Source organism: Butyricimonas hominis (assembly GCF_014287455.1).
Classification (GTDB): Bacteria; Bacteroidota; Bacteroidia; order Bacteroidales; family Marinifilaceae; genus Butyricimonas; species Butyricimonas muris.
In genome coordinates this window covers 144546-166043 of record NZ_JACOOH010000007.1, presented here as the reverse complement: position 1 = coordinate 166043, position 21498 = coordinate 144546, and the positions used below count along the sequence as shown (strand labels likewise).

The window sequence follows — 21498 nt, the reverse complement described above, 5'->3', positions numbered from 1 at the left end:
AATATAAACAGATGAAAAGAAGTTTTGTTTTATTCACGGTTCTCCTTGTACTGGTGGCTTTCACGGATATTCACGCTGCCGGTAGAAAGGATAAAAAGAAAAAGGACACGGAGAAGGTGGAGAAATTGAGCAAGTATGACAAACTTTTTAAAGGTAAAAAAGTCGATACCAAGAAAGGTTTTATGACGTTACATTTGGTGAACGGTAAAATCTATTTCGAGTTGCCGGTTTCTTTGTTGGGCAGAGAGTTCCTGTTGGGCTCGAAGATCGTGGAGACTTCCGATGTGGGGAGCGGTACCGTGGGATTGATGGGAACCCGCCCGAAACATTTTGCTTTCTCGTTGCAGGACAGTACCCTGATGATGTGTGAAATCAGTCGTAATGGTCAACTTCCTTTATATTCGGATTCGAGTGAAGAGGGGGTGCAGGAGGCTATCCGTATGAATAGTATTCATCCGCTTATCAATTCATTCCCCGTGTTGGCGTATAATGCCGATAGTACGGCTATCGTGTTTGATATGACGGATTTCCTTGTGGGGCATGATGAGGATATGACTCCTTTCAGTAGCGGGAAACGTACGCAGGAGTACGGTCGTGCCGGGATAGCCCCTGAATTTAAAAAGGATTTGTCATACGTGGTGAGCACAAAGGCTTTCGAGGATAACGTGTCTGTTGTTTCCTGTCTGGGATATTGGTTTGATTTGGTTATGGGCGGACAATACGTGATTTCGAAGAGCGAACCCTTAACGGCTAAAGTGAATCGTACCTTCATGCTATTGCCGGAGCATCCGACAATGCGTCCCCGTTTGGCAGACCCGAGGGTAGGTATCTCAACTTCTGCTTGTGAGAATATGACAACCAAGGTCGATCGTTCCGTTGAAAGACATTACATGGAGCGTTGGGATATTCAACCCGCGGATGTGGAAGCCTATCGACAAGGGAAATTGACAGAACCGGTGAAACCGATTGTGTTCTATCTGGATCCTAATTTCCCTAAAGCGTGGCGTGCGCATGTGGCGCAAGGTGTTTTGGATTGGAATAAGGCTTTCGAGGCTATCGGTTTCAAAAATGCCATTCAAGTAAAAGATTACCCGACAAATGAGCCCGAGTTCGATCCGGATAATATGAAATATAACACGATTCGCTACGTGCCGACGGGTGTGGTGACGATGATGAAAGACGCCGCTTGGGTAGATCCTCGCAATGGCGAGATTCGTAACGCTTCTCTATTCTTGTTTCATGACTTGTTGAAATGGAATAACATTCAACGTTTCGTGCAGACCTCGCAAGTTGACGAGGGTGCCCGCCACTTGAAATTGTCGGATGAGTTGCAGGGTGAATCTATTCGGGCAGCCGTGCGTCACGAGATTGGACACACGTTGGGATTAATTAATAATATGGCAGGTTCGGCTGCTATCCCGACGGATTCTTTGCGTTCGGCTTCCTATACCCAAAAGTACGGGATTACGGCTTCCGTGATGGATAATATCGGCTTTAATTACGTGGCTCAACCGGAGGATAAAGGGGTAGCTTTAGTACCTCAACTGGGAACGTATGACTATTATGTTATAAAAGTGGCATACCAACCTGTATTTGGCGTGAATACGCCGGAAGAGGAGAATAAGGTGGTTGCCGGGTGGATTGCCGAGAAAGCCGGTGATCCGATGTATCGTTTCGCTCCCGAACAATATCTGTTGACGACCTTCGACCCCAGCGGATTATCGTACGATTTGGGTGACGATGCCATTAAAGCCAGTGCTTACGGGCTCAAGAACTTGAAATATATCATGGAGCACATGAACGAATGGATGGATGAGGAAGACCGGGATTATAATTACCGGAATGACATGTATCGCTTTATAGTGGCACAGGTAAAGGGATATTTGTTCAACGTGTATCGGAATATCGGTTCTTTCTACTTGAATGAAGCGTTCGTGGGAGATCCGAATCCGACGCTTACAGTCGTGCCGAAAGAGGTGCAACGGGCTTCTTTGAAATTCGTGATCGAGCAGTTGAAAGATTTAAGGTGGTTGGATCAGGAAGAGGTAATCAAAAATCTAAGTTTTAACGGTTCTCAAGCGATGAAAATTTTGAAATCTTATGTCGTGAAGGAAAAAAACGTGATTACCGATTTATATCAGACCAAACGCATATCTTTGACTTATCATCGTGATCCTAACTCATATAGTCCGAAAGAGTATATCGAGGATTTATATGAACTTGTATTCGAACCCACGAAACGGGGAAGGGCGTTGACGGATGAGGAGCGGGTGATGCAAGCGGAGTTCATTTCAAACGTGCGTAATGATGTCGATATTAACGGTCGGGTAAGATGGTTCGGGCAATATTATGCAACAGAGGCAGATGTAAACGCCGGTTTGGATGAAGAATTAGAAGAAGAATCCGCGCAAGAACCGGAACATCAAGTTTTCGGACATCGTTGGGTGGTGGAAAACATTGCGGCGGATAACCAGAAGCATTTGTGGTACTCCGTGTACGATAAGATAAAAGAGTTGCTTAAAAAGCAACGCTATACGGGTGATGCCCAGACACGAGCTCATTATGATTATTTGTTATTCCTGATGACTCGCTCGTGGAAGGACATGCCTAAGATCTAAATATGTAGTCCGGGTGACCGGACTACTTGAGTCAGAATTATTACTAACAAAATCCGTAGGATATGAATTTCAGATTTGGGAAAAAAATGAGAGAAAATTTTTTACACGCGGGTATTCTGAAGGGAGTCTTGTTACTCTGCTTCATGTGCGTACTCAAGGTAACTCCTGCCGCAGCGCAGAAGTTATCGTTGACCTTCCAGAATGCAACCATGGAACAGGTGCTGGAGGAGTTGAAAAGTAAAACATCTTATGATGTGCTGTACAATTTTGAAGAAATCGCCAAGATTCCTTCCGTGACGAAAGTATTTAAAGACGCTTTCGTGGAGGAGATTCTGCAGTATTGTTTGAAAAACACGAACTATACTTACAACATCGTGAACAACATCATCGTGATTAAGTTGAAAGAAGCGAATGACAAAAAGGACGTGAAAGTAAAAGAACGCACCGTCCGGGGAGTCGTGATGGATGAGCGGGGCGAACCGCTACCCGGTGCGACAGTTATGCTCAAGGGAACGAAGATGGGGGTAGCGACTGATGCGAACGGAACATTTAAAATCACTTTTGTCCCGATGGACAGTACTGTTTTTGTCGTTTCCTTTGTCGGTATGGTCACGAAAGAAGTGGTGGTCAGCAATGATACCAAGAATGATGATAAACCTTTATCTATCCGTTTGGCGGAAGAAAAAATGGAGATGGAAGAGGTGGTGATCACGGGATATGCTAACATTAACAAGAAAAGTTTCACGGGAAATGCGATAAAAGTGGAACGGGATGAGTTGCTGAAAGTATCTAAAAATAATGTTTTAGCAGCCTTACAGGCATTCGATCCGTCGTTTCGTATACAGGAAAACACGGAGTGGGGTTCCGACCCGAATGCCGTGCCGGAGTTGTATATTCGCGGTCGTTCCGGTATTGGGGTGAAGGAATTGGATGCAGACGCTTTGTCAAAGTCTAATTTGAAGAATAACCCGAACTTGCCGCTTTTCATCATGGACGGATTCGAAGTTTCGGTAACCAAATTGTATGACTTGGATATGAACCGAATCGAGAATATCACTTTGTTAAAGGATGCAGCTGCAACAGCGATGTATGGTTCCCGTGCTGCCAATGGTGTGGTTGTGATTACCACCGTTGCCCCGACACCCGGAAAGCTTTCCGTTTCATACAGTATGACCGGAACGGTAACTATGCCGGATCTTACTGATTATAACTTGATGAATGCTAAAGAGAAATTGGAAACGGAAGTTGCTGCCGGAATTTATCATGACGATAAACCGTTAAATCAATATACTTTAGACCGGGAGTACAATTGGAAATTGGATAATGTGGTACGTGGAGTGAATACTTATTGGTTGTCTAAACCGTTGCGTACGGCTTTTAATCATAAGCATAGTTTGTATGTAGATGGAGGTACTGATGATATTCGTTTCGGCGTGGATTTAGGGTACAATAATGAGGATGGTGTCATGAAAGATTCTTATCGTGACCGTATTAGCATGGGATTGTATTTGGATTATCGTCTTAAGTCTTTCCAAGTAAAGAATTATGTGTCTTATGGAGTAACTCGTTCGGCAGATTCTCCTTATGGAAAATTTTCAGATTACACGAAACAGTTGCCTTATAGTGAATACAAAAATGGAGATGGGACTTACAAGCGGGAATTGGAGGCATGGCATCTCTCTTTCGATAATGTAAATCCTTTATACGAGGCGAGTTTGAATAGTTTTAATCGTACGGAAAGCCATGAATTGATTAATAATTTGAGTGCTAATTGGTATATTAATGATTATTTGCAATTAAAAGGTCAGTTTACCGTAACCAAGTCAACAAGTAAAGGACGGAATTTTATCGATCCGAATTCTAAAAGAAATGCGGATGAATTGGATCTCGATAATTCGGTATCGGGACAATTGACGGTATCCACTTCCGAGAGTTTGGGATGGGATATGAACGTTATACTGGCTTACAATCGTTCGATAGAGAAACACAACGTGAACTTCTCGTTGGGTATTAATGCGACATCTACTACCGGGGAGAATGTATCTACTGTATATCGCGGTTTCCCTTCCGGCGATTTTAGTTCTGCCGGTTATGCTCAAGATGTTTACGAAAAACCTTCAAACGGGGACGAGAAGAGCCGTTTGTTCGGGTTCTTGGGAATGGTGAATTACAGTTATAATAATATCTATTTGTTCGACGCTTCTGTGCGTGTGGACGGTTCTTCTAAATTCGGAACAGATAATAAAACCGGAGTGTTCTGGTCGTTGGGTGGAGGTATTGCCTTGCATAATTACGATTTTATAAAGAATGCCGGTTTTATCGACGAGTTGAAATTGCGCGGAACTTACGGGGCGACCGGTAAGGTGAATTTCGAGCCGTTTGCTGCTAAAACCGTGTATAATGTGGATGGCGAGGAATGGTACGAAACGGGAATGGGAGCCTCTATGATTGCAATGGGAAATAAGAAACTCGGTTGGGAAACAACGTATTCCACGGATTTAGGGGTGGATTTCGGTTTTTTGAATAGGTTGTTTTACGTGACAGCTTCTTGGTATAACAAGAAAACGGTGGATTTGGTAAATGATGTAACCATCCCGAGTTCAACCGGTTTTACCACGTATAAAGATAACGTGGGAGAGATGCAGAATCGCGGTTTTGAAGTGAGTGTGCGCAGTAATATAATTAATGACCGAGATATGAGCTTTTCTATTTTCGCGAATTTGGCGCACAATGAAAACAAATTATTGAAGATATCCAGTTCATTGAGAGATTACAATGACCGTGTGGATGAAATGTACAAGGAATTGAAGATATATGATAGTGAGTCTGCTAAACCGTATAAAAAATATGAGGAAGGGGCTTCAACCACGGCAATTTCTGTTGTGAAATCACATGGAATTGATCCGGCTACCGGAAACGAGATATTGGAAAAGCGGGATGGAACGTTGACCACGGTATGGGATTCAGCCGACCAGATCAGTTACGGGGATACAGAACCAGATATTCAAGGTTCTTTCGGTTTCAATTTCAGGTATAAACAATTGTCATTGTATGCAACCTTCATGTACGAGTACGGGGGACAACGTTATAATCAGACTTTGGTAGACAAGGTAGAGAATGCCGATGTGTATAATGATAATGTTGATAAACGGGTACTTACCCAAAGATGGAAACAACCGGGTGATAAAGCTAAATTCAAAAAACTGGAAAATGGAAAAGAGTCGATAGTGCGTACCCGTCCAAGCACTCGTTTTGTTGAAGATTACAATTTATTGTCGTTAAATTCTTTGACTATTAGCTACGATCTTCCGCAACAATGGTTGAAGAAAGCGGGATTGGGTATGGTGCGTTTCGAGTTGGGAGCTAATGATTTGGCTCGTTTCTGTACTGTAAAACAAGAGCGGGGATTGAGTTATCCGTACGCGAGAACTGTGAATTTTTCATTGAAAGCGACTTTTTAAAAAATTAGAGATATGAGAAAGATTAAAATACTATATATCATTTTACCTTTGTTGCTTGGAGCTTGTAGCAATTGGCTGGAAGTACAGCCGAGCAATGAAGTGGACGAGGAAACTCTTTTCAATTCCGGGAGTGGATATAGAACAGCTTTGAACGGTATATATAAAGATATGTCTTCCACATCTTTGTGGGGACAGGAATTGACTTGGGGATTTGCTGATGTTCTTGCCCAGTATTACCCTAGTTATAATTTAGGGAGTAGTTCTCATGTTTATAATCGGGCTGTACGATATTTGTACGATGATAAGAATTTGGAATCTTTGATTCAGAATATTTGGTCTGTCGGGTATAACGTGATTGCTAATTGCAATAATTTGGTTCAGAATATCAGTAAGGAGGATACGGTGAAGTTCGAGGAAAAACGTCTCGAACGGGATATGATTCATGGAGAAGCCCTTGCTTGTCGTGGGTTTATGCACTTCGAGTTATTGCGCTATTTTGCTCCCTCGCTGAGTGAGGCCGGAGATAAAGTGTATATGCCTTATTTCGATGAATTTCCTTCTTTGATGGCGTCTTATTTATCCGTGCCGGGCATGATTGAGAAAATCGAGCGGGATTTGCTGGATGCTCGCGATATATTAGCTACGACCGATACGTTGAAAGAGATGCTTTATTTGTTACCAACTACGTGTCGTTATGAAGGACAGCAAGGTCCGTCAGATATGTTCTTTAATTACCGGGGTTTTCGGATGAACTACACGGCTGTGACGGCTGCTTTGGCTCGTTTATATTTTTATGCAAATCGATTAGAGGAAGCTGCGAAAATGGCAACCGAAGTGATCGATTTCGTGGATGATAGAGGGGATAAGATTTTTTCGTTTACTTCCAAAGAGACATTCAGTAATAAGACGAAAATGTATGATGAACTGATTTTTGCGCTTTCGCAACGTAAGTTGACGGAAAACTTTGAAAACTATGATGAATCGGATGATAATGCATGCAACTTGGCTGTGGATTATTGGGATTGGGAAGAATGGAAATCGGAAGATGCCGGGGATAAAAGATTAGCCGAGGACGGTGGATTGGTTCGTGTGGTGGAAGCGTGGGAGTATGTATTTACTCGTAAGTATTATGATGCAACAGGTATGAACGAGATAAATAAACGGATGCTGCCCGTGATACGTTTAAGCGAAATGTATTATATACGGGGAGAATATTACGCGAGTCTGGGAGATTTTGGTAAGGCTGTCGCTGAATTGGAGGTCGTGAGAAATGCGAGAGGGTGTACCCCGGGGCGAATCAGTGCTTCTAGTTTGGATGAATTTCATGACTTGATATTGAATGACGCGAAGAAAGAGTTTTGGGGAGAAGGGCAACTTTTTCATTTTTATAAGAAATATAACGTGAAACCCAATAAGAACACCAATTTCGTGTTACCGTTGCCGCGGAATGAATCAGGTATTTAATGATTAAATATGTAAAAATATGAATAGGTGGTTTATAATCAGTATATTTTTGACGATATTATTGGCGTCATGTGAAAAGGACCAGATTGGTCGTTATGATTTGGAGCATTACGTGTATTTTACCATGTCCGAGGAGCAAGACACTCTTTTGTCATTTGCCAATTATCCCGGGGCGGATACACATGATTTGTATTTTGAAGTGAATTTGATGGGGAATCTGCTCGCTTCTCCACGTGCGTTTAAGTTAGCTGTGATTGATTCGTTAACCACTGCAACCTCAGACTTGTACGAGTTTGATTCGGAACCTTATTTTGGAGCCGGTCAAGATAAGGATACGATAAAGGTTACGGTGAAAAAGAATGCGATGTTGAAAGAAAAAGATGCTACGCTTGTCGTGGCGGTCGTTGCCAATGAGAATTTTGAGCCGGGATTTGTTGGGCAACGATATATCACGATTCATTTTAATGATAAAGATGCAGCACCTCTCTGGTGGGATAGTACTTTTGAAATTTATTTCGGTCCCTGGTCTAGAGTGAAGTTGGATGCTTTGGTCGCGTGTACCGGGAAAAATGACTTTTCGGATGTAGAGGAGCCGGCATTGCGAAAATATGCTATTCAGTTGAAAAAGTATATTAAGGATGAGGGTATTACGGATAATGGAGAAGAGATTATCATTCCGGTGAATTAATTTGACGGTCTAAAGAGTATGAATATGAGAAATATAATATGGTTATTTGCATTGTTGTTCGCGTGCGCTGCATGTTATGATGACAAGGGGAATTATGATTATTCCGAAACAAATGGAATTACGATAGATTTGGGAAATACCCAGTATTTGGCGGTTGCCGGTGAAACGATAAATATTAAACCGGTACTGACTTTTGCGCAAGATAGTAATGAAACCGGACTGGAGTTTGAATGGCGCTTGGGCAATAAAGTGCTTTCCAATGAGCGTAATCTGTCTTATTACGTGGATACGATTTTGAAAGAGGATTGTTATTTACGGGTGTTGGATACGAAAACCGATATTACTTATTTGGCTCGAACTAATTTTGTATTAACAGAAAAGCATAATACCACGGGATGGATGATTTTGTCGGAAAAAGATGGCGAGTCGTATTTGACTTATATAAGAGAGAATATCGATGCTACAGCTCCGAGTGGATATTCTTACGTGGAGTACCCGGATGTTTATCAACAAGAGAATCATCTGAAATTGGGTGGCAAACCGGTAGGATTATTGGAACATTTTTATTATCGTTCATCTTCTTCTAATATTTGGGTACTATTGGATGGGGCTGAATCTGTTGATTTGAGCGGACTTTCATTTAAACGGGATATAACGTTGAAAGAGAGTTTTTTGGATGAACAATTACCTGCCAATTTCACGCCGCTTGAAATGGCTGAAATGAGGTGGATTTCTGCGGTGATTAATAAAAATGACCATAAAGTGTACACTCGCTTGAAGCTTTCTGATAAATCTTTTTTTACGGGGGCTTTTCTAGACAGTCCATTACAATACAATGGTGAAGATCTCTATGTAACGGATTTTGTGATTGCCCCCTTTATGGGACCCGGCTATACGTTGATGGTGGAAGGGAAGAAAGGTCAACAACGTTATCTGGCTTTGATTGATAAGGATAAAAGTAATGCGGGTAAAGTGTTGCCGTTGTCGATTAGCGGTGGATACCCGAATGAATTTTCACATTTGGATAATTTGGGCGATATGGAAGTGGTCTACACGGGATACAGTCGTGTCGAAACAAATAGTAGTGGTAAAAATATGTATCATTCCATATTGAGAAATGCAGAAGGAGCTTATTATTATCAAGAATTTACTATAGAGAAGATGACAGGAACTAGTTCTGTTATTGCAACACCGATAAAGCAAGTACCTTTTAATATTGGCGATATTTTGGATGAAAATACATTGTTTTGTATACCTCCCTATATAGAAAATACTTACATGTTAATTGCTCATGGAGCCGATTTATATATTATCGAACGAGCTAATATTGGTGCTGGAAATATGCAATCTTTTGTGATACTCTACAAACATTTCGATGCCGATATTACGGCTTTGGATGCAGAATCAGCTCGAAGTTATCGTGTCGGTGTAGGGCTTGCTAACGGAAAATTTTATGTATTGGACACAAAAATGGACAAAGGAATGCCGGAAGAAAGTAAACGTGTGATTTATGAATCCGATACAAATGTTGGTAGAATAGTGGATATTCGTTATAAAATGAAGACTGGTAATGCTTGGCAGAGTTAGATTTTAGTGAATGAACAATGTTTGATAACAATAGCGACTTTAATAATTAACAGAAATAGGAGTTTATAGTTATTTTAGAATGGGTTATTTCAGTGATGATTTGATATTTACTGGGATAACCCTTTCCTATTTTTTAAATATATTTTATTTGGATTATATTTAAATACTATGATACAATTCGAGCAACATCATGAAAAGCATGAATGCCGGGTAATCCTTACGGGAAAGAAGATGTTCGGTAAGTTTCTTTTTGCTGCTTTTCTTGTAGGACTTCACGGTTTCGACCGAGAGTTGCAGGCGTTCGGCAATATCGGCATTACTCAGCCCTTCGAGTGATAACAACATGACTTCTTTGCTTTGTGGCGAGAGATTGTCCAGCGCGGAGAGGAGTAACGAATAGACATCTTCCTCGATTGTTTTCTGCTCGAAAAATTCATCACTAAGATATAGTTCTTCCTGCAAAAATTCTTGTTTGATCTTCTCGTGACGCAGGTGATTGAGGCATTTGTTGCGAAGGGAGTTGTACAGGTATGATTTAAGATGCAACAGATTCTCGAATTTTGTTTTTACGTCCAGTAAGGCGATAAAGACTTCTTGAACCAGATCGCGGGCAACATCTTGATTGGAAACATAATGATCGGCAAACAACACGAGAGGCGTATAATATTCATTATACAAGTGTTCGTATGCTTCATTTCGGTTTGACGAAAGCATTTTTAATAGTTCCTTTTCATCCATGTACAATATCTTCAAATCCAGAGTATAATATAATGCAAATATAAAATATTCAACTCAATTTTACACGTGTTCTATCTTAAAAGTATTAAAGAGTTGATGTTACACTTGTTCTATTCCCGGGAGGGGGCTTTTTTTCTCCTGATAATTTATTAAATTCGCGACAAATCTAATTAGACATATATGAGTGATAATTCCCTATTAGAAAAATTAGAGGTATTTTATATCCGATTCCGCGAGATCGGGCAGTTGATTACAGACCCCGAGGTAATTCAGGATATGAATCGTTTCGTGAAACTGAATAAGGAGTATCGGGAGCTGGAGCAGATCGTGGAGGCGGGTGACGAGTTGAAGAGTGCGGTGAAATCTTATGACGAGGCACAAGAGATATTGAACACGGAGAACGACAAGGAGTTGCGGGAGATGGCGGAGATGGAGATCGAAGAACTGGAAGCGAAGATTCCGGAACTGGAAACCAAGATTAAAATGTTGTTGGTGCCTGCCGACCCGGAGGATTCGAAAAATGTTATTCTGGAAATCCGTGCCGGAACGGGTGGTGACGAGGCGAGCCTCTTTGCCGGTGATTTGTTTCGTATGTACACGAAGTATTGCGAGTCAAAGCGTTGGAAGATCGAGATCACGAATTACAGTGAGGGTACTTCCGGCGGTTACAAGGAGATCGTGGCGAATATATCGGGCGACGGGGTGTACGGGATCATGAAATACGAATCGGGTGTTCACCGCGTGCAACGGGTTCCGGCAACGGAAACACAGGGACGCGTGCATACCTCGGCGGCTACCGTGGCAGTATTGCCGGAAGCGGAAGAGGTGGACGTGGTGCTGAACCCGGCTGATATACGGAAAGATACCTATTGTTCTTCCGGTCCCGGCGGACAGTCCGTGAACACGACCTATTCGGCTATCCGTTTGACACATATCCCCACGGGTATCGTGGTGACTTGTCAGGACGAGAAGTCGCAGTTGAAAAACTTGGCGAAGGCTATGACCGAGTTACGTTCGCGTATTTACGCTATCGAGCACCAGAAGTATATGGACGAGATTGCCACGAAACGGAAGACGATGGTATCCACGGGTGACCGTTCGGCAAAGATCCGCACGTATAATTACCCGCAAGGACGGGTGACCGATCACCGGATCAATTTGACCTTGTACAATCTGGCGGCAGTGATGGACGGTGAGATCGGCGAGATTATCGAGAAATTGCAGATAGAGGAGAACACGGAGAAACTGAAAGAGAGCGGATTCTAGGAAGTGAAAAGATAAAAATTAAAAGCTGAAAGTTTTATGACCTATAACGAACTGTTTGAGCAGGTAAAGAAGAAGAAATCTTTTTTGTGTGTCGGTTTGGATTCCGATATCAAGAAGATACCGCAACATTTGATGGATGCCGAAGATCCGGTGTTCGAGTTCAACAAGGCAATCGTGGATGCCACGGCGGATGTGGCAATTGCTTACAAGCCGAATATCGCTTTTTACGAGAGTCGGGGTGTTGAGGGATGGATCACATTAGAAAAGACCGTGAAATACATTAAATCCACCTACCCGGAGATATTTACGATCGCTGATGCCAAGCGGGGAGATATCGGGAACACTTCCGAGATGTACGCTCGTGCTTTTCTCGAAACACTGGAGTTCGATTCTATCACGGTGGCTCCTTACATGGGGGAGGATTCCGTTACGCCTTTCTTGAAATACGAGGGGAAATGGGTGATATTGTTAGCGTTGACCTCAAACAAAGGTGCTTTTGATTTCCAATTCTTCGAGGAAAACGGTGAGAAGTTGTATGAAAGAGTATTGCATAAATCCCAAGAATGGGGTAACGATCGGAATATGATGTACGTGGTTGGTGCCACGAAAGCGGAGATGCTGTCGGGCATCCGCGACATCGTGCCGAATCACTTCTTGCTGGTGCCGGGTGTCGGTGCTCAAGGCGGTAGTCTTGAAGAAGTGGCAAAATACGGGATGAACGCCCACTGTGGTCTGATCGTAAATTCTTCCCGCGGAATTATCTTCGCGGATAAAACCGAGAACTTTGCTACCCGTGCCCGCGAGGAAGCCGTGAAGTTGCAACAACAAATGGCTGAATTGTTGGCAGCGAGAGGGATTATTTGATCTGATGTTATCATATAAAGAACAATAGGAGAGGGTGTTTTGACATCCCTCCTTTTTTTGTACCCTATTCGAGATGAAATTTTCAAGAGTTCGGCTTGCGATTATTAAATAAAGTCGAGTTAAAGCCGATAGGAGTCGTCTTTGAACCTGTCCGGAAGCCAAGGTATTCCCCGTGTTTTTCTCGAAAAGGGGAGAAATTCTTCCTAAACGTGTTTGTAATCGAGTGATTGGCTGATTTGTCGTAGTACAAAATCAGCCCGTTCCGCAGGTGTCGCTTTGGGGACAAGGGTGAGGTCGTAGCCGATGGATTGGTAGGTGGCAGCCATCGTGTGGTAGGTGTCGATGGCTTCTTGATAGGTTTGTTTGCGCTCGGGGTCGGTATGGTATATTTCGGCCCAAGGCGGGAGAATAAATACGCGGGTATTGTAGCGATAGTCGGCGCAGGCTCGCGGGAGTTCGGGAAAGAGTGGTTGATTGGTGAGATGAGCGTAGGCGAGGGTATCGGGGATACCCCGGTCGAAGAAGAGGATTTCGTTGCGGGATGCGTTCTCTCGATAGGAGTCAACGGAACGGGAGAGCATCAGCCGGGTATACGCGGGTATATTGCCCCAAGGAAGAGCATTCCCGTTTTGTGCCGATTGTTCCCGGATGATCTCCCGGGCGACTTCGGGAATACAAGGAAAACCCCGTTGTTGCAGTTGTTCTAGTAGGGTAGTCTTGCCTACACCGGGACCACCGGTGATGATGATGAAATTCGGTTTATACATCACGTTTATAAAGTTAGTGCGGTATGGATAAATTCTGCCAGCCCGTTGTTCGTGTCGCTGGTGACATTGTTGAACTTGCCCCGTAGCGGTTCGGGGGCGTTGGCGACGATGAACGGGTGCCCGCAACGTTCGAGAAAGTCGATATCGTTGTAGTCGTTCCCCAGCCCGGCACACTCGTCATAGCGAATATCAAGTTGGTCGAGCAGAATTTGGCAGGAGGAACCTTTGTTCACGTCCCGGGCGAATATTTCCGTCCATATCGCTTGATTGTCGATCGGGGAGGTGGAGCGGATTACCGAGTATCCGGATAGTTTCTCTTGAATCTCCCCGTGGAGTTGCAATTGTTTGGAGTCGAGTATCACGAGAAATTGCGTGGCTCCGCCGCGTATGTCCCGTGTGCTTTGAATGGAAGTACCTAGTCCGGGGTAGTTTTCTACGCGTCGGCGGAAGTCCTCGTGCAAGGGAGAGGTGTTGCGGTACAGGAAGTGGTGATTGTCGGGAATCGGTTGTTGTATGGTGAAATTGATGTCGTATTCCCACAACATGGTGGCGATATCCAGTGTTTCTTCCGGGGATAGTTCCCGGGTACAGAGAAGGCGTTGGTCGTTCCAATGCATGATGCCTGCGCCCGAGGAGAATACCATGTAATCAATGGGAAGTCCTTCCGGCAAAGCGTTACGAAACGAAAATACGGAACGTCCCGTTGCCAGAACGCGGGTGATTCCCGCGCGTCCGGCTTCTTCCAATGCTTTTTTGTTTTCTTCGCTGAGCGAATTCCAACCGCGCGGGAGCGTGGTTCCGTCCAGATCGATAATGATAGCCCTTATCATATTTTAGATTTAATGATTTATGATTTTAGATTTCTCCCCGCTTGCCGGCGCTCTTTCCCTTCAAGAGAAGTTTCGCTTCTGTCATTTTCAATTTTCAACTTTCAATTTTCAATTGTTACAAGTTCATACTTGTAGTAAGGCAGAGGTTCGTTGAGGTAGTGTAGCACTTTCTCTTGGTTCATGCCGTCCAGCGGGTTGTGGTTGTACCCGAAGGTGGATTTGATACCCATGTTGATGAAATGGACGGCTCGGTCGAGGGCTTCCGGGAGGCTGTCACCGTTGAGCATGCAGCCCGTGATGACACTGGCGAAAGCGTCGCCCGTTCCGGGATAGGAAGCCGGGACGTAGTCGCACAGCACGCGCCACGTGCGTCCGTCCAGTTTGTTGTACGCGAGAGTGGCGACGTTGCACGTGTTGCTTCCGGGGGCGGAAGTGATGATCACGTGTTCGGGGCCGAGTTCGCTGAGTTGGTTACACCATTTGACAGCCTCTTCCACGGATATTTCTTCGCGGGGATCGCGTCCCAGCAGGAACGCGGCTTCCGTGAGGTTGGGGGTGATTACTTTGGCCTTCGAGCAGAGTTGTCGCATGCCCTCGATCATATCGGGTGTCATGCTGGAATATAATGTCCCGTGATCTCCCAACACGGGATCGACCAGTATAAAATTATTATTGTCTTTGAAATAGTCGAAGAAGTCGCTGACGATTCCCATTTGTTTCACGGAAGCGAGGTAGCCCGTGTAAATCGCGTCGAAATGAAGGTTCAGTTCTTTCCAGTGTTCGATGAATGTTTCCATGTAATCGGTCAGATCGAGGGAACGAAAGTCCTTGTACTCGCTATGGGCGGACAGTATGGCCGTCGGCAACGGGCATACCTGATAACCCATGTGCGTGAGAATGGGGATGGCCACGGTCAAGGATGCCCTTCCATAGCCGGACAGGTCGTGTATTGCGGCAATTTTCTTCATGTCATTTCATTATCTTGAGTCTTCAAAGATAATAAAAAATCAATGAACGGGCATATAGGGGAGGGTAAACCAGAACGTGGAACCTTGTCCGACGGTGGAGTCCACCCCGATTTTGCCGCCTAATTTAGTGATAATGGTTTCACTGATTGCCAGTCCGAGTCCCGTGCCTTGCGAGAACGTGTTTAATTTGGTGAAACGGTCAAACACTTTCTTCAGTTTTTCGGGTGCGATACCGCAACCGGTGTCCTTCACGTAAAAGCAGAGAGTTTGCGGATCGATTAGTTTGTACCCGGCACGAATGCTGCCGTTTGTCGTGAACTTGAGCGCGTTCGTGATGAAATTGTGGAGCACTTGTGCTACCCGGTTTCTTTCCGTCCGGATGATACATTCCGGAAGACGTTCTTCAACGAGGAATTTGACGGGAGTATCCGTGTCCATTTTCAACCGGGTACTTTGTTCTATTTCATCGAGCAATATATTTATGTCCACCTCAGTGTACACGAATTCAAGAGTTCCGGCCTCGATTTTCGAAAGGTCGAGGATGTCGTTGATCAGTTGTAACAACAGGTTGTTATTGTTGTTTATGATGTTGAGATATTCTTGTTTTTCCTTTTCATCCGTGGTGTACGCCAGAATCTCGGAGAACCCGACAATGGAGTTGAGCGGGGTACGTATTTCGTGACTCATGTTGGCGAGGAATGCCGACTTTAGACGATTGCTCTCTTCGGCTTGTTCCTTGGCGTCCCGGAGGTTTTGTTCCATGCGTTTTTGTTCAGTAATCACGACGCTTGAACCGATGATGGTTTTCGGTCGGCCGTTCACGTCATACTCGTACACGGCCCCTTGTTTGTTTATCCATTCGTATTCCCGGTCGTTGTACCAATGCACGAGGTATTCCTCGTGAAATTCTTCCCGTTCCCCGGAGAGCAGTTCTTCGAAGACGGAACGCATATGATCCCGGAAGTCCGGGTGTATGGAATTGATATATTTTTCGACTTTACAATAGTATTTGCCGTCAATAGCTTCTTTGGTGTCCTCGTGGTGGTATATAGAATAGTCGCACGAGAAAGTTTGAGAGGGTACGTCGCAGTCCCACGGTAGCACGTGTGCCAGACTGAGGACAGAGGAAAGGGTGGAGTTCGTGATTTCCAGTTTTTCTTTGGCGTCACGTAGTGATTCCTCCAGTTTTTTGTGGTCGTTGATCGAACAGGAAGTCCCGATGAGACGGGGAGATTGTTTGTTCGATGCAGGTTTTTCCAGTTGAGCTTGAATTTCGATCCATTGGTATATTCCTTTTTTCCGGTAATCGGCCCGGAAGATGATGATGATTTGTTGTACTTCCTGCCGGATGATGCTTTGAAATCCTGTTTTTACTCGCTCGATGTCTTCCGGGTGAACCGCCTCGAAAAAGGCTTCGAGGGGAATTTCCGTGTCCCATTTTAATGTTTCGCTGTATATGCCCTTTAGTTGCAGGGAATCCATGATAAATTTCTTCGCTTCAATGTCATACATCCAGAGAAGATGCTTGGAGATATGCAGGGCGAGGGACAATTTTTGAGTGATGGACTCTATCTCTTCCCGTTGTGCCTGCAATTCGGTAATGTCAAAGGAACTGCAAACCAGCCAATTGTTGTCTTCATGAGTGAAGATATTCTTGGTGATCATGAGCGTGTGTTCCTTGCCGTCAGCCATGATGAATTTCTCGATTCCTTGGTATGAGCCTTTTTCCGCGAATAGTTTCCTGTCAAATTCCTGTAATGTTTTTGCTTGTTCTTTATTCATGAAAATGTCTTCGGTCTGCCCGAGGATTTGTCGCGCCGTGGCTCCGAACATTTCTGATTTTTTACTCCAGAATATATAGCGCCCCGTGTTCATGTCTTTGATTGAAGTGGGGATAGCTGTATTTTCCAACACTTGACCGAGGAAAAATTGAAGTTTCTCGGATTCTATGCGATGGAGCGTGTATTCCGTGATGTCACGCAAGAATGCGATTACTTTATTGCCGGGAAGAACTGCCGTGCAGGTTTCGAAATAATAGGGTTGACCTTGCGTGGGCAGGCAAACATCAAAACGCAGGGAGGTGTTTGACACGAGCGTCTTCGTTATTTGTTGGCAGAAATAATCCCGTTCCGAGGGTGAAGTTATCAGTTCATGTAACTGTTTGCCGATCATTTCTTCCGCGGGAAGGGGTAATTGCTCCCGGATGGGGTTGATAATATCCATGATATGATGCGTTTCATCGAAGATGAGCATCATGTCCGGGAAAGCTGCTATAATGGCTTTCAGTATATCTTCGGAACCTTGATTTTCAAGGGAAGTAGTACCGTGTAACATATTGTTGATTTTAGTAGGACCTCACTATATAGCTGTTATAACGGAACAAAGTTAATGTTTTTATTCATGTATCGGGTAAATTATCGGTATTTGATGTTGAATTTTAAATTTTGGACATTGGAAACCTCTCCGGCGTTGTCTTTTATTTGTGTTATTTTTGTTTTTGGTTACTAAATTTAATTCTATTTTTATGTGGTGCCGAGTGCGGGTGTAAATTGCTGGTAAAAAGTTTATTACATGTTTTTTACGCGTTTCCCCTCTCGTAACCCGCGCCAGTAAAGGGCTGAGCGGGCTCATAACCTGCTCATAACCTGCTTAAAACCTGCTCATAACCTGCTATAGCAGGTTATAAACAGGTTATAAACAGGGTATATTTAGTTAATCAATGTTGTGCTCCCCTTGACGTGTTCCTGCTTTTTTGTTTTGTCATCTTGGGTGAAGCGAAGAATGTTATATGAAATTCACGAGAGAGAGGAGCATTTAGGGGGTGTTCTTTCTTGAAAATGTATTTTATTCGAGTTTTGGTATAAAAAATAGGGGGTGTGTGTGCTAAATGATGGATATTTTGTATATTTGCCCCGATAAAAATAGGGTTCATTCTAAAAATACAAATTTATGGCAAAATTCAGATTCTTAGCTTTACAGGAAATCACCCGTCGTAAACCCGTGGAACGCGGGGAATTACCCCGGTGTTCTGCTGTTTTTGGCGAAAGCGTGTTTTCGATGGACAAGATGAGGCATTATCTTTCGATCGAGGCTTACAAGAAGTTGGAGAGGGCGATGGTGGAGGGAAGTGTCATTGATCGGGGATTGGCGGATCAAGTGGCTTCGGCGATGAAGGCATGGGCGGTAGAAAGAGGGGTTACTCATTACACGCATTGGTTTCATCCCTTGAATGGCGCGACGGCGGAGAAACACGATTCTTTTATTGATTTGTTGCCGGACGGTGATGTGATCGAGTGCTTTGACGGGCGATTACTGGTGCAGCAGGAACCCGATGCATCCAGTTTCCCGAACGGGGGGATTCGCAACACGTTCGAGGCGCGCGGTTACACGGCGTGGGACCCGGCTTCTCCGGCTTTTATTAACAATCGCACGTTGTGTATCCCGACCGTGTTCGTGGCGTACACGGGGGAGGCGCTTGATTTCAAGACTCCCTTGTTGAAGGCGTTGGCGTTGATTGACCGGGCGGCGGTGGATATTTGCCAGTATTTCGACAAGGACGTGAAGCGGGTATTGGCCACGTTGGGCTGGGAACAGGAATACTTTTTGGTAGACGAGGCTTTGTACAATGCCCGTCCCGATTTGAAGTTGTGCGGGCGGACGTTGATGGGACATTCCTCGGCGAAGGATCAGCAGTTGGAAGACCAGTATTTCGGCTCTATCCCGGCACGGGTGACCGCTTTTATGGACGAGCTGGAACACGAGTGTCATTGTCTTGGCATCCCGATTAAAACACGTCATAACGAGGTGGCACCGAATCAGTTCGAGTGTGCCCCGATCTTCGAGGAGGCGAATCTGGCGGTGGATCACAACCAGTTGCTGATGTCCACGATGAAGCGGGTGGCACGGCGTCATAATTTCCGCGTGCTTTTGCACGAGAAGCCGTACAAGGGGGTGAACGGTTCCGGGAAGCATAATAATTGGTCGTTGATGACCGACACGGGGGTGAATTTGTTATCCCCGGGCAAGAACCCGAAATCGAATATGCAGTTTTTGGTTTTCTTGGTGTCGACGATCAGGGCGGTATACGAGCATGGCGATTTGTTGAAAGCCTCTATCGTTTCGTTGGGTAATGAAGCCCGCTTGGGTGGGGACGAGGCTCCTCCCGTGATTATGTCTGTTTTCCTCGGTAATTATCTTTCCGGGGTGTTGGACGAGTTGGTGGAGAAAGTGAGCGACCGGAAAATGAGCCCGGACGAGAAGACGGAATTGAAGTTGAACGTGGGCAAGATCCCGGAAATCATGCTGGATAACACGGATCGTAATCGTACTTCTCCTTTTGCCTTTACCGGGAATCGGTTTGAATTTCGGGCGGTGGGGTCTTCTGCCAATTGCGGGGGACCGATGATCGCGCTGAACGCGGCGGTGGCTGAACAGTTGATTCATTTCAAACAAGAGACGGATGCCTTGATAGACAAGGGGGTGAAGAAGGATGAAGCGATATTTCAAGTGCTGCGTAAATATATTATCGAGTCGAAACTCGTGCGTTTCGAGGGGAACGGGTACAGCAAGGAATGGAAAGAGGAAGCGGAGCGTCGCGGCCTGTCGACGGAGGTCGATTGCGTGCCCGCGTTGAAGGCTTATTGCTCGGGGAAGGCAAAACGATTGCTGGTGGACAGCGGTATCCTGAGTGAACGGGAGTTGAAGGCGCGGTTCGAGATCAAGAACGAGATATACTTGAAGAAGTTGCAGATCGAATCGCGGGTATTGGGTGATTTGGTTTTAAATCACGTGATCCCGACGGCTATTTCGTACCAGAATACGTTGTTGACGAACGTGACCTCTTTGAAGGCCATTTTGCCGGATTACGAGCAGGTGGCTGATGTGCAGATTGACGAGATTCGCACGATTTCCCATCATATCCGGGAGATCCAGAAGATGGTGTCGGACATGACCGAGGCGCGTAAACAAGCTAACACGATCTCCGACGAGGTGAAGCGTGCCGAGGAGTACACGATAAACGTGCGTCCCTACTTGGAAAAAATCCGTTATCACGTGGATAAGTTGGAGTTGCTTGTAGATGATGAGATTTGGCCGTTGCCGAAATACCGGGAATTGCTGTTCTCTCGTTGAGAATGAGTTTATAAGGTTTGTAAAGTTTATAAGGTTCATAAAGTAACTTTACAAACTTTATGAACCTTACAAACTTTATAAACTTATTTCTTCTTTTCCTGTAAATTCAGTACTTTCCCGTCGGGAAGAGTGAGTTTTGCCTCGGTTCCTTTGCCGATGAGGCTTACGTTATCTTTCTCGTAACGGTAACCGGAAGCCATTACTTGTTGCGGTAACTCGTAAGTTTGATCGTCGAGGGTAACCACGGCAAGTTCTTCGTTCGGGTAAAAGGTTACATTTACTTGGTAGAGCATTTTGGTTTTGCCGTCACCTCCTTGAAATACGGCGTTGATGACGCTATTCGGGGTTTCCGTGTAAAGGGTTTGCGCCCGTTGCTCGATAATCCATTGTCCGTTTACTTGGCGTACGTTGTAAGTGTCGTCATCTTCCACGTTCCACGCGTATCCGCCATTCGGGAGGCCGCGTCTGTCAAGGACGGGGTGATTCTCCACGTTCGGGAGGAATACTTCCACTTGTGCGGAGTCAGCCGAGAACACGATAAAAGCGGAAGTCGCAGCTTCCGGATCATTCACCGGATTCATGCGAACGCCCGATTCAAACAAACGGATGCAGTCTTTTTTCACTTCAGACCAAGTGAAGCCGGCAGCAGCGTTGCACCCGTGATTGTCGTTGGCCACGCCTACTTTGGGATCGGCTTTCGTGAATACCAGAGTCATTTTTTTATCCTTGTCGGTGAACTTCAGTTCTCCGTTTTCCACGGAATAAGAGGTCATGGCGGCGAGAGCCTTCACGAATTGATCCTCGAACTTCAAGTCGGGGCAGGCCATCATGGTCATACCTCCCGGTTCCAGTTTGATGGTGTTGCCCTCGGTAGAATACCTCCCGAAGAAACGGTTACACCCGGCGAAACCGTACATGGTATTGGTGTCCGTGAGGATGATGGTTGGAACTCTTTGAGAAAGGGCTACTTTCTCGTTGTTGCTTGTCATTTCTTTCAGTTGCCACTCGTTGGCGGTCAACGCCGCCTTGTTGCCCGTGTTGCTTTTGCATCCCGCGAAGGCGAGAACCGTGGCGATCATCATTAAAATTGTTGTTCTTCTCATGTGTGTGTTATTTT

14 protein-coding genes are annotated in these 21498 nt (G+C 44.9%); 8 read left to right on the top strand and 6 right to left on the bottom strand.

Annotation, left to right across the window (positions count from 1 at the left end):
- The first annotated feature begins 11 nt into the window (after positions 1-11).
- The 5 genes from H8S64_RS15905 (at position 12) to H8S64_RS15885 (ending at position 9818) form a co-directional block, all read left to right on the top strand.
- Positions 12-2618 carry a zinc-dependent metalloprotease gene (locus H8S64_RS15905; RefSeq protein ID WP_186977369.1) on the top strand — a complete coding sequence of 869 codons (2607 nt, stop codon included), beginning with the start codon at positions 12-14 and terminating at the stop codon, positions 2616-2618.
- Between the two features lie 62 nt (positions 2619-2680).
- Positions 2681-6079, top strand: coding sequence for a SusC/RagA family TonB-linked outer membrane protein (locus tag H8S64_RS15900; RefSeq protein ID WP_186977367.1), 3399 nt, complete (start codon positions 2681-2683; stop codon positions 6077-6079).
- 12 nt (positions 6080-6091) lie between these two features.
- Positions 6092-7543: a RagB/SusD family nutrient uptake outer membrane protein gene (locus H8S64_RS15895; protein ID WP_186977365.1), complete on the top strand. Its 1452-nt coding sequence runs from the start codon at positions 6092-6094 to the stop codon at positions 7541-7543.
- Positions 7544-7562: 19 nt separating this feature from the next.
- Complete coding sequence (locus H8S64_RS15890) at positions 7563-8231, top strand: DUF4843 domain-containing protein (RefSeq protein WP_186977363.1); 669 nt, start codon at positions 7563-7565, stop codon at positions 8229-8231.
- Between the two features lie 24 nt (positions 8232-8255).
- Positions 8256-9818 (top strand): PKD-like family lipoprotein, encoded by a 1563-nt coding sequence (locus H8S64_RS15885; protein WP_186977361.1) that lies wholly within the window; start codon positions 8256-8258, stop codon positions 9816-9818.
- A 159-nt stretch (positions 9819-9977) separates the two neighbouring features.
- Here H8S64_RS15885 and H8S64_RS15880 read toward each other — a convergent pair whose 3' ends face one another.
- Entirely contained in the window at positions 9978-10556 is a 579-nt protein-coding gene (locus H8S64_RS15880; protein WP_186977359.1) for a sigma-70 family RNA polymerase sigma factor, read from the bottom strand.
- 180 nt (positions 10557-10736) lie between these two features.
- On the opposite strand from H8S64_RS15880, the gene prfA reads away from it, so the two are divergent.
- Together prfA and pyrF are read left to right on the top strand one after the other, a co-directional pair.
- Positions 10737-11822, top strand: a complete 1086-nt coding sequence (prfA, locus tag H8S64_RS15875; protein WP_186977357.1) for a peptide chain release factor 1 — start codon at positions 10737-10739, stop codon at positions 11820-11822.
- Positions 11823-11858: 36 nt separating this feature from the next.
- Complete coding sequence (gene pyrF, locus H8S64_RS15870) at positions 11859-12686, top strand: orotidine-5'-phosphate decarboxylase (protein ID WP_099289928.1); 828 nt, start codon at positions 11859-11861, stop codon at positions 12684-12686.
- A gap of 203 nt (positions 12687-12889) precedes the next feature.
- Here pyrF and H8S64_RS15865 read toward each other — a convergent pair whose 3' ends face one another.
- The 4 genes from H8S64_RS15865 to H8S64_RS15850 form a co-directional block, all read right to left on the bottom strand.
- Complete coding sequence (locus H8S64_RS15865) at positions 12890-13453, bottom strand: AAA family ATPase (RefSeq protein ID WP_222621198.1); 564 nt, start codon at positions 13451-13453, stop codon at positions 12890-12892.
- Between the two features lie 5 nt (positions 13454-13458).
- Positions 13459-14283: an HAD family hydrolase gene (locus H8S64_RS15860; RefSeq protein WP_186977353.1), complete on the bottom strand. Its 825-nt coding sequence runs from the start codon at positions 14281-14283 to the stop codon at positions 13459-13461.
- A 101-nt stretch (positions 14284-14384) separates the two neighbouring features.
- On the bottom strand, positions 14385-15251 hold the full coding sequence (locus H8S64_RS15855) for a pyridoxamine kinase (RefSeq protein ID WP_186977351.1): 867 nt from the start codon (positions 15249-15251) through the stop codon (positions 14385-14387).
- A 39-nt stretch (positions 15252-15290) separates the two neighbouring features.
- On the bottom strand, positions 15291-17585 hold the full coding sequence (locus H8S64_RS15850; protein ID WP_186977349.1) for a PAS domain-containing sensor histidine kinase: 2295 nt from the start codon (positions 17583-17585) through the stop codon (positions 15291-15293).
- Between the two features lie 615 nt (positions 17586-18200).
- On the opposite strand from H8S64_RS15850, the gene H8S64_RS15845 reads away from it, so the two are divergent.
- Entirely contained in the window at positions 18201-20381 is a 2181-nt protein-coding gene (locus H8S64_RS15845; RefSeq protein WP_186977347.1) for a glutamine synthetase III family protein, read from the top strand.
- A gap of 83 nt (positions 20382-20464) precedes the next feature.
- Here H8S64_RS15845 and H8S64_RS15840 read toward each other — a convergent pair whose 3' ends face one another.
- Positions 20465-21484, bottom strand: coding sequence for an META domain-containing protein (locus tag H8S64_RS15840; protein ID WP_255469568.1), 1020 nt, complete (start codon positions 21482-21484; stop codon positions 20465-20467).
- Between the last annotated feature and the right edge of the window lie 14 nt (positions 21485-21498).